This window comes from Cupriavidus phytohabitans (assembly GCF_017815025.1).
GTDB lineage: Bacteria > Pseudomonadota > Gammaproteobacteria > Burkholderiales > Burkholderiaceae > Cupriavidus.
Genome location: NZ_JAGIQB010000064.1, coordinates 18,039 through 27,127 on the forward strand (window position 1 = coordinate 18,039; position 9,089 = coordinate 27,127).

Below are 9,089 nucleotides of genomic sequence, written 5' to 3' on the forward strand. Positions count from 1 at the left end.
GTTTTCCGTATCGCTCGGTTTGCTCCCCTCTCCCGCTCGCGGGAGAGGGGCCGGGGGTAAGGGCAGGAGCCTCCACGAAGTCACGGCAGGTCGCCGCGCGCAAACGCCGGCCCTCTCCCCCAACCCCTCTCCCGCGCGCGGGAGAGGGGAGCTTGCCACCAGCATGCGTGGCGTTTCCGTTTCTTGATGTATTGCCCGCATGGACATCGTCTCCTTCTTCATCCAGTGCCTGAACAGCGTGCAGTACGGCCTGCTGCTGTTCCTGGTCGCCAGCGGCCTGACGCTGATCTTCGGCATCATGGGCGTGATCAACCTGGCGCACGGCAGTTTCTACATGCTGGGCGCGTACCTTGCCTTTACGCTCGCCGGGCTGACCGGAAACCTGTTTACCGCCATCCCGCTCGGCATTGTGCTGGCGGTGGTGTTCGGTTACGTGCTCGAGTGGGCCTTCTTCAGTTACCTGTACGAGCGCGACCATCTGCAGCAGGTGCTGATGACGTACGGCCTGATCCTGGTGTTCGAAGAGCTGCGCAGCATCCTGGTCGGCGACGATGTGCACGGCGTGCAGGTGCCGGCGCTGCTGGACGGCGCGCTGCCGATCGGCAATGACATGACCTACCCGGTGTACCGGCTCTTTATCTCGGCGGTGTGCCTGGCGGTGGCCGGGGCCATGTACTACGTGATCCGGCGCACGCGGCTGGGCATGATGATCCGCGCCGGCGCGACCAACCGCGAGATGGTGCAGTCGCTCGGCATCAACATCACCGTGCTGTACCGCTTCGTGTTCGCGCTGGGCGTGGCGCTGGCGGTGCTGGCGGGGATGATCTCGGCGCCGGTGTCGTCGGTGTATCCGGGCATGGGCGGGCAGGTGCTGATCGTGTGCTTCGTGGTGGTGGTGATCGGCGGTATCGGCTCGGTCAAGGGCGCGCTGGTGGCGTCGCTGCTGCTGGGTTTCGTCGATACCTTTGGCAAGGTGTTCTGGCAGGAGGCGGCCGGCGTGCTGATCTACCTGCTGATGGCGGTGATCCTGCTGTGGAAGCCGCAGGGGCTGTTCAAGGCGGGATGACATGAATCCGACAACATTGCCGGCGCGCCGGCATTCCCGCGGCAATGCCGCGCTGCTTGCCGCACTGGGCTGGCTGGTGGCCTTCTCCGTGCTGGCCGTGCTGCCGCTGCTGCTGACCGCGGACAGCCACAAGTTCTATATCGAGCTGCTAAGCAAGGTGATGATCATGGCGATCTTCGCGTTGTCGCTGCAGCTGCTGATCGGCTATACCGGGCTGGTGAGCCTGGGGCATGCCGCGTACTTTGCCATGGCTGCCTACGCCACCGCGATGCTCGCGCCGCAATCCGGGCCGGGCAACGGCTGGCTGCTGCTGGCCGGCGCCCTGGCCGCCTCGGCAGGGCTGGCGCTGGTGGTGGGCGCGCTGGTGCTGCGCACGCGCGGCGTGTATTTCATCATGGTCACGCTGGCCTTCGCGCAGATGGTGTACTTCGTCTTCCATGACACCAAGCTCGCGGGCGGCAGCGACGGCACCTATATCTATTTCCGTCCGGAATTCCCGGTGCCGGGCGAGCAGTTGCTGACCGTCACCGATCCCATGCACTTCTACTGGCTGGTGTGGGCGGGCCTGCTGGCCACGGTCGCGCTGCTGGCGCTGGTGCTGCGCTCGCGCTTCGGCCACGCGCTGGTGGGCATCCGCCATAACGAGCAGCGCATGCGTGCCGCCGGCTATGCCACCTATCGCTACCAGCTTGGCGCCTTTGTCGCCGGCGGGGTGCTGGCGGGGCTGGCGGGCTTCCTCTATGCCATCCAGTTCGGCTTCGTCAATCCGGAGATCGCATCGTGGCACCAGTCGGGCAATGCCATGCTGATGGTGATCCTGGGCGGTGTCGGCAGCCTGGCCGGGGCGGTGCTGGGTGCGTTTTCGTTCGTGCTGCTCGCCGAATGGTTCAGCACGCTGACCAAGCACTGGCAGCTGGTGATGGGCGGCTTCATCATTGTTGCCGTGGCACTGCTGCCGCGCGGGCTGGTGAGCCTGCCCGCGGTGCTGCGGCACGGGCGCCGCGGCAAGACGGGGCGCAACAACGGCGGGCACGGGAGCGAAGCCAGTGAGACCGGCAAGGCCGGTGATGGCAACGCGCGCAATACGGAGGCCGCATGAATACGCCGGTACTGCAGGCGCAGCAGCTCACGCGCCGTTTTGGCGGCCTCACCGCCGTGGCCGGCGTTGACCTGTCGCTGGCGCTGCACGAGATCCATGCCGTGATCGGCACCAACGGCGCCGGCAAGTCCACGCTGATCAACATGCTGTCGTGCGAGCTGCCGCCCACGTCCGGGCGCTTGTTCCTGAAGGGCGAGGACGTCACCGGCTGGTCGCAGCCGCGGCTGGCGCGGCACGGCGTGGGGCGCAGCTACCAGCGCAACAATATCTTCCTGCCGCTGACCGTGCGCGAGAACTGCCGGCTGGCGGCGCAGTCGCGTGCGCAGCGTGCCTGGCGCCTGTGGGAAAGCGCGCAGGGCTGCCGCACCAGCGCCACGCTGGCCGACGAGGCCATGGAGCGCGCCGGACTGGCGCCGCTGGCGGACCGGCTTGCCAGCGACCTGGCGCATGGCCAGAAGCGCCAGCTCGAGGTGGCGATGTGCCTGGCGACGCAGCCGGTGGCGCTGCTGCTTGACGAGCCGCTTGCCGGCATGGGCGCCGAGGAATCGACGCGCATGCTGGGGCTGCTGCGCGGCCTGCGCGAGGGCCATGCGATCCTGCTGGTCGAACATGACATGGACGCGGTGTTCTCGGTCGCCGACCGCATCACCGTGATGGTCAACGGCACGGTGATCGCCACCGGCACGCCCGAGGCGATCCGGGCCAACCGCGAAGTCCAGCTCGCCTACCTCGGCGAGGAAGAAAGCGAGGCCGCATGAGTACGCCCGTCACCACGCCAATCAGCACGCCAATCAGCACGCCGATGATCGAAGCCACCGGCATCAACGCCTGGTACGGTTCCAGCCATGTGCTGCGCGGTATCGATTTCACCGTCGGCGTGGGCGAGACCGTGGGCCTGCTGGGCCGCAACGGCATGGGCAAGAGCACGCTGTTGCGCACGCTGCTGGGTCACGTGCGCCAGCGCCAGGGGCGGATCCGCGTGGCCGGCCGCGATATGTCGCGTGCGCAGCCGTACGAGGTGGCGCGCCGGGGCGTTGCCTATGTGCCGGAAGGGCGGGGCATCTTCCCCAGCCTGTCGGTGCGTGAAAACCTGCTGATGGCCGCCCGCAAGGGCTGCAACGGCCGCAACGACTGGGACGAGGCGCGCGTGCTCGACCTGTTCCCGCGCCTGAAGGAGCGCCTGTCGCACGGCGGCCAGCAGCTGTCCGGCGGCGAGCAGCAGATGCTGTCGATCGGCCGCGCGCTGATGACCAATCCGGACTGCCTCGTGCTGGATGAAGCCACAGAAGGGCTGGCGCCGCGCATCGTGCGCGAGATCTGGGAGGTCATCGCCACTGTGCGAGCCACCGGGATCGCTTCGGTGGTGGTCGACCGGAACTTCCGCTTTGTGCTGGCGCACGCGGACCGCGCGGTGGTGCTCGAAAAGGGCCGGGTGGTGCTGGCCGGTCCGGCGGCCGACCTGGCCGGCAAGCCTGAGGCGCTGGACCGCTACCTCGGCGTCTGATCCTCGTGAGTGCGTCTTGGCGCACAAATGTTGCCTTGCCGCCACGGCCCTTGCGGGCGTAAGCACTGCTGTTTTGCCTATCCGCCCCTTGACCACCGGCCACTTCCCCACCATGCTTGCCGAGTCCCGAAAACGGCACCCGAATCATCCGGAGTGGTCGTTGGCGGGCAGTTCATCTAGAATTGCGCGGGTTTGTGCAATGCAATAGAACGCTAAAAGCGCCGCAAACGGTCGTAGCAGTCAGCACCCGTGCGCCGGGTTGCGAGCTGCCAGAGCCAACAAAACTGCCGGCGAGCCGGCCGGGCAGACCCTATCTCATGACTACCCAGTCCACAACCAGCCATTATTTCGTCGAGAGTCCCAGCACGCGCGCCCTGGTGCTCGGCGCGGTCGGCGTCGTCTTCGGCGACATCGGCACCAGCCCGCTGTATGCGCTCAAGGAGTGCTTCAGCAAGGAGCACGGCATCGCCTTCAGCACCGACGCCGTGCTCGGCGTCATCTCGATGCTGTTCTGGGCCATGATCATCGTGGTCTCCATCAAGTACGTAGTGTTCGTGATGCGCGCCGACAACGACGGCGAGGGCGGGGTGCTGGCGCTGATGGCGCTGGTGCTGCGCACCGTGGCGCCGCGCTCGGGCAAGGCCAAGATCCTGATGATGCTCGGCATCTTCGGCGCCTGCATGTTCTATGGCGATGCGGTCATCACGCCGGCGATCTCGGTGCTGTCGGCGGTGGAAGGGCTGGAGATCGCCGCGCCGAAGCTCTCGCGATTCGTGATACCGATCACGCTTGCGATCCTGGCCGCGCTGTTCCTGATCCAGCGCCATGGCACCGCGGCAGTGGGCAAGCTGTTCGGGCCGATCATGACGGCCTGGTTCCTGGCGCTGGGCGCGCTGGGCTTGTTCAACATGGTGCAGGCGCCGGAAATCCTGAAGGCGATCAATCCGCTGTACGGCATCACCTTCCTGGTCGAGCACGCGCTGCAGGCCTTCATCGTGCTGGGCTCGGTCTTCCTGGTGCTGACCGGGGCCGAGGCGCTGTACGTCGACATGGGCCATTTCGGCGCGCGCCCGATCCGCATCGGCTGGTTCGTCCTGGTGATGCCGTGCCTGATGCTCAATTACTTCGGCCAGGGCGCGATGCTGCTGCAGAACCCCGCCGGCGCCGCGAACCCGTTCTACCTGATGGTGCCGGAGCCGCTGCTGATCCCGATGGTGCTGCTGGCCACCTGCGCCACGGTGATCGCCTCGCAGGCGGTGATCTCCGGCGCCTTCTCGCTGACCAGCCAGGCGATCCAGCTGGGCTTCGTGCCGCGCATGCGCGTGCGCTACACCTCTGCCGCGGAGATCGGCCAGATCTACCTGCCGGTGGTCAACTGGCTGCTGCTGGTGCTGGTGTTCGGCGTGGTGATCTCGTTCAGGAAGTCAGAGAACCTGGCGGCGGCCTACGGCATCGCCGTGACCACGACCATGGTCATTACCAGCATCCTGGCGGCGGTGTGCATGCGCAACGTGTGGAAGTGGAACACGGCGCTGGTGGCCTTGGTCGGATCGGCCTTCCTGCTGGTCGACCTGTCGTTCTTCGCCGCCAACCTGCTCAAGGTTGCCGAAGGCGGCTGGTTCCCGCTGCTGCTGGGCAGCATGGCCTTCTTCATGCTGATGACCTGGTACAGCGGCCGCAAACTGCTGCGCGCGCGCAGCCTGGAAGACGGCATCCCGCTGGAGCCGTTCATCGCCGGCCTGCTGGCGCACCCGCCCCACCGCGTCGAGGGCACCGCGGTGTTCCTGACCGGCAATACCGAGTCGGTGCCGGTGTCTCTGCTGCACAACCTCAAGCACAACCGCGTGCTGCATGAACGCGTGGTGTTCCTGCATTTCATCACGCGCGACGTGCCGTATGTCGACGACGATCATCGCCTCAGCTGCAAGGACCTGGGCGGCGGCGTCTTTATCCTGAAGTCGGAATACGGCTTCAAGGAGACGCCGGACGTGCAGAAGGTGCTGGACCTGGCCGACCGCAAGCTCGGCATGCATTTCGAGCTGATGGAGACCTCGTTCTTCATCGCGCGCGAATCGGTGATCCCGTCCAAGCTGCCGGGCATGCCGATGTGGCGCGAGAGCTTGTTCGCCTGGATGCATCAAAACGGCGCCAAGCCGTCGGATTTCTTCCAGATCCCCGCCAACCGCGTGGTGGAGCTGGGCACCAAGGTCGAGATCTGAAGCCGGCGGGCCCGTTGCCCGCCGCTGCAAGCCCCGGGATGGCGCTGCAAGGCGTGTCCCGGGGCTTTTTGTTTCACGCTGCCAGCGCGGACTAGGGGCGGGCCTGCCATGCGCCACCCGCCGGCGCCTTCCCGGGGCGCTTGTCCCGGAATCCCGGGCGTCGAAGCAACCCGCCCGGGACCACGGCCTCATGCGCGGCCCGTCCCTCGCGCCGGACAATGCAACCCTCAACCTGTCACAGGACCCCTTCGTGGCGTCCACCTCCTCGAGGAGCCGTGCCATGCGCTCGTTGCAGCAGTGGTCTCGCCCGTCCAGCCGGCATGCCGACGAAGCCCGTCGTGCACGCCTGCCGCGACGTGCGCTGCCGCCATGGCTGCGACGCATGCTGCGCCAGCGCATCGCGCCCACCGGCGCGGTGTTGCTGTTACCGGCTCTGCTGCTGCTCTACGTCTTCTGTCATTCACACGCGAACTGGGAGTCGTGGCTCGCCTCGTTGCGCGAGCTGGACCACGATCACGGCGCGCCGGCGCGCGAGCTGGGACGCGCGCTGTCGCTGGCGCGCTCCCTGCGCGGTCGCCAGGCACCGGATGCGGCGCTCTGGCGCACCGCGGTGCAGCTGGCCGCCGACCGCGTGTCGGCGTGCCTGGCGGCACGCTGGCGCAGTCCGGCGCGGCTGATGCGGCCGCTGCCGCCGCTGCCGCTGGTGCCGCTGATCGCGATGTTCGGATGGCTGCACTGACGTTGAGCGACCGAAGCGGGGCGCCGGGCGCGCCCGCTCCCCCACACCCGCCATCTTCCTGATCCAGGAGTCAGGCGCCGCGCCGCTGCAGCGATGCGAGGCAACCGGCCGGCGCCAGGCAACCGGCCCGCACGGCAAAGGCGATCCCGTGCGGCCCGTGCTTTCCGTTGGTGATCGCCTGCATGAGGGACCGCAGCAGCCTTGCTGCCGGCATCCCCGGTTGGAGATAGCAATGCATCAGAAGTTTGCCAAGACCCTGCTCACCGTCACCACAATCGCCGCCGCACTGGCTGCAGGTGTAAGCCCGGCGGCCCACGCCGCGGTCGGTGACGAAACCACGTGGACCGCCGCGCATGCCCGCCATGGACAGCGCGACGCCCTCACCGCCGGAGCGCACCGGCCCGCGACCGAGGCCTCGATGCTGCCCGTGGTGGCACGCCAGGGCATGTCCGTGTGCGCGGTTCGTGGCTTTGATCCGTACCGGGACGGCATGCGCAGGCCCGATCCATATACCGACGGCGCGCGCATGGGAGCGTTCGACCCGTTTACCGAAGGGGCCCGCATCAGTTCGCGCGACGGCTACAGCGACGGCGCGCGCAGCGGCTCGCGCGACAGTGGCGAATGCCTTAGCCATGCATAATCGGGTGCCTCAGTGACACACCATGCCAGCGCATGTGCGCCCGCATGCGCGTCATGACACGCGAGTGCCCAGCGCTGGCACACGCTCATCCCTGACCACCGGCCCGGTTTCATGCCGGGCCGCCGCATTCGCGCAAACGCCGTGAGCGCTGGCGCAATCCCCTGCAAGGTCGCACCGATCCTTTCCTACACTAGTGAAGTCACGCGGCGCGCCTGCCTGGCAGCAAGGCCCGATGGCCGCGCTGCCGGCAGGCCGTCCCAGCACCGCGCGGCCCGACATGCCGATGTTCAAGCAGCAGATACGCCTGTGCACCAGCCGGGATGGCGTTCGTCTTGCGTACGCCGTCACGGGCAGCGGCGCGCCGCTGGTCAAGGCGGCCAACTGGATGAGCCACCTCGAGTTCGATGTGGGCAGCCCGGTGTGGAGCCACATGATCACGGCGCTGTCGGCGCACCACACGCTGATCCGCTATGACGAACGCGGCTGCGGGCTGTCCGACCGCGATATCGAAGACCTGTCGTTCGACGCATGGTTGCGCGACCTGGAAACCATCGTCGATGCCAACGGCGTGGAACATTTCCCGCTGCTGGGTATCTCGCAGGGCGCATCCATTGCGGTCGCCTACGCCGTGGCGCACCCCGGCCGCGTCAGCCACCTGATCCTGCACGGCGGCTATGCGCGCGGGCGGCTCAAGCGCGACAACCTGAGCCCAAGCCTGCGCGAGGAAGCCGAGCTGATGAACAAGCTCGCCGAACTCGGCTGGGGCCAGGAGAATCCCGCCTTTCGCCAGTTCTTCACGACCCAGTTCATCCCGGGCGGCACGGCCGAGCAGCATGCGTGGTTCAACGAGCTGGAGCGCGTCTCCACGTCGCCGCTGAATGCCGCGCGCTTCATGCGCGTGTTCAACGACATCGACGTGGTCGCACTGCTGCCCAGGGTCACGTGTCCGACGCTGGTACTGCATGCAGTGCGCGACGCGCGCGTGCCGTTCGACGAGGGCCGCCTGATCGCCAGCGAAATTCCCGGCGCGCGCTTCGTGCCGCTGGAAAGCGGCAACCATCTGCTGCTCGAAACCGAGCCCGCCTGGCGCCGCTGGCTCGACGAGGTGCGTGCCTTCCTGCCGGCCGCGGCGCCGGTGCGCGATCCCGCCTTTACCGCGCTGACGCGGCGCGAGCGCGATATCGTCGAACTGATCGCCCAGGGCCGCGACAACGCCCAGATCGCCGCGCGCCTGGACCTGTGCGAGAAGACCGTACGCAACCACATCACCAGCATCTTCGCCAAGCTGGAAGTGGAGAACCGTGCGCAGGCCATCGTGCTGGCGCGCAAGGCGGGGTTCGACCGCGCGGACGCTTAGTGGCTCGTTCGTCGCGCTTGGGGCCGTTGCCGCTTGCCCGAGCCTAAGACTGGTTCACCAGCGTGCGCGCGTCGGATACGTGACCGCGATACGCCTCGAAGATGCGGCGCAGCGACTGCTCCATCGTGACCTCGGGCTTCCAGCCCAGCTCTTCGATGGTATTGCCGATCTTCGGCACGCGATGCTGCACGTCCTGGTAGCCCTTGCCGTAGAAGTCGCCCGACGAGATCTCGACGATCTGCGTCTTGCGCGCCTCCTCGGCGTACTCGGGGTAGTCCGCGGCCATCTTCAGCATCATCTCGGCCAGCTCGCGCACCGAGTGGATATTGGCCGGATTGCCGATATTGAAGATCTTGCCGCTGGCGATGCCGCCGGGGTTCTCGATGATGCGCATCAGCGCGCTGATGCCGTCCGAGATATCGGCGAAGGCGCGCTTCTGCGCGCCGCCATCGACCAGCTTGATCG

At 67.4% G+C, this 9,089-nt stretch carries 9 protein-coding genes; 8 read left to right on the forward strand and 1 reads right to left on the reverse strand.

Annotation, left to right across the window (positions count from 1 at the left end; all coding sequences use genetic code 11):
• The first annotated feature begins 199 nt into the window (after positions 1–199).
• From J8I34_RS29780 to J8I34_RS29815, 8 genes are all read left to right on the forward strand, one after another.
• Positions 200–1,066 (forward strand): branched-chain amino acid ABC transporter permease, encoded by an 867-nt coding sequence (locus J8I34_RS29780; protein ID WP_209770502.1) that lies wholly within the window; start codon positions 200–202, stop codon positions 1,064–1,066.
• Position 1,067: 1 nt separating this feature from the next.
• Positions 1,068–2,165 carry a branched-chain amino acid ABC transporter permease gene (locus J8I34_RS29785; protein ID WP_245176234.1) on the forward strand — a complete coding sequence of 366 codons (1,098 nt, stop codon included), beginning with the start codon at positions 1,068–1,070 and terminating at the stop codon, positions 2,163–2,165.
• Complete coding sequence (locus tag J8I34_RS29790; RefSeq protein ID WP_209770497.1) at positions 2,162–2,923, forward strand: ABC transporter ATP-binding protein; 762 nt, start codon at positions 2,162–2,164, stop codon at positions 2,921–2,923. The genes J8I34_RS29785 and J8I34_RS29790 overlap by 4 nt, the downstream gene beginning before the upstream one ends.
• Entirely contained in the window at positions 2,920–3,669 is a 750-nt protein-coding gene (locus tag J8I34_RS29795; RefSeq protein ID WP_245176235.1) for an ABC transporter ATP-binding protein, read from the forward strand. Before J8I34_RS29790 ends, J8I34_RS29795 begins: the two co-directional genes overlap by 4 nt.
• 317 nt (positions 3,670–3,986) lie before the next feature.
• The gene (locus J8I34_RS29800) at positions 3,987–5,888 is read left to right on the forward strand and encodes a potassium transporter Kup (RefSeq protein ID WP_209770495.1); all 1,902 of its coding nucleotides are present in this window, start codon (positions 3,987–3,989) and stop codon (positions 5,886–5,888) included.
• Between the two features lie 280 nt (positions 5,889–6,168).
• Positions 6,169–6,627, forward strand: a complete 459-nt coding sequence (locus J8I34_RS29805) for a hypothetical protein (protein WP_245176236.1) — start codon at positions 6,169–6,171, stop codon at positions 6,625–6,627.
• A 232-nt stretch (positions 6,628–6,859) separates the two neighbouring features.
• Complete coding sequence (locus J8I34_RS29810; RefSeq protein ID WP_209807738.1) at positions 6,860–7,267, forward strand: hypothetical protein; 408 nt, start codon at positions 6,860–6,862, stop codon at positions 7,265–7,267.
• A gap of 232 nt (positions 7,268–7,499) precedes the next feature.
• Complete coding sequence (locus J8I34_RS29815; RefSeq protein WP_232232412.1) at positions 7,500–8,624, forward strand: alpha/beta fold hydrolase; 1,125 nt, start codon at positions 7,500–7,502, stop codon at positions 8,622–8,624.
• 43 nt (positions 8,625–8,667) lie between these two features.
• On the opposite strand, the gene J8I34_RS29820 is transcribed toward J8I34_RS29815, so the two are convergent.
• A partial coding sequence (locus J8I34_RS29820) for a Rossmann-fold NAD(P)-binding domain-containing protein (RefSeq protein ID WP_500784442.1) occupies positions 8,668–9,089 on the reverse strand: 422 nt, incomplete at its 5' end.

Excerpts from the sequence above, each read along its gene's own strand:
- J8I34_RS29780 (WP_209770502.1), top strand. The coding sequence starts at position 200 with ATGGACATCGTCTCCTTCTTCATCCAGTGCCTGAACAGCGTGCAGTAC.
- J8I34_RS29785 (WP_245176234.1), top strand. The coding sequence starts at position 1,068 with ATGAATCCGACAACATTGCCGGCGCGCCGGCATTCCCGCGGCAATGCC.
- J8I34_RS29790 (WP_209770497.1), top strand. The coding sequence starts at position 2,162 with ATGAATACGCCGGTACTGCAGGCGCAGCAGCTCACGCGCCGTTTTGGC.
- J8I34_RS29795 (WP_245176235.1), top strand. The coding sequence starts at position 2,920 with ATGAGTACGCCCGTCACCACGCCAATCAGCACGCCAATCAGCACGCCG.
- J8I34_RS29800 (WP_209770495.1), top strand. The coding sequence starts at position 3,987 with ATGACTACCCAGTCCACAACCAGCCATTATTTCGTCGAGAGTCCCAGC.
- J8I34_RS29805 (WP_245176236.1), top strand. The coding sequence starts at position 6,169 with ATGCGCTCGTTGCAGCAGTGGTCTCGCCCGTCCAGCCGGCATGCCGAC.
- J8I34_RS29810 (WP_209807738.1), top strand. The coding sequence starts at position 6,860 with ATGCATCAGAAGTTTGCCAAGACCCTGCTCACCGTCACCACAATCGCC.
- J8I34_RS29815 (WP_232232412.1), top strand. The coding sequence starts at position 7,500 with ATGGCCGCGCTGCCGGCAGGCCGTCCCAGCACCGCGCGGCCCGACATG.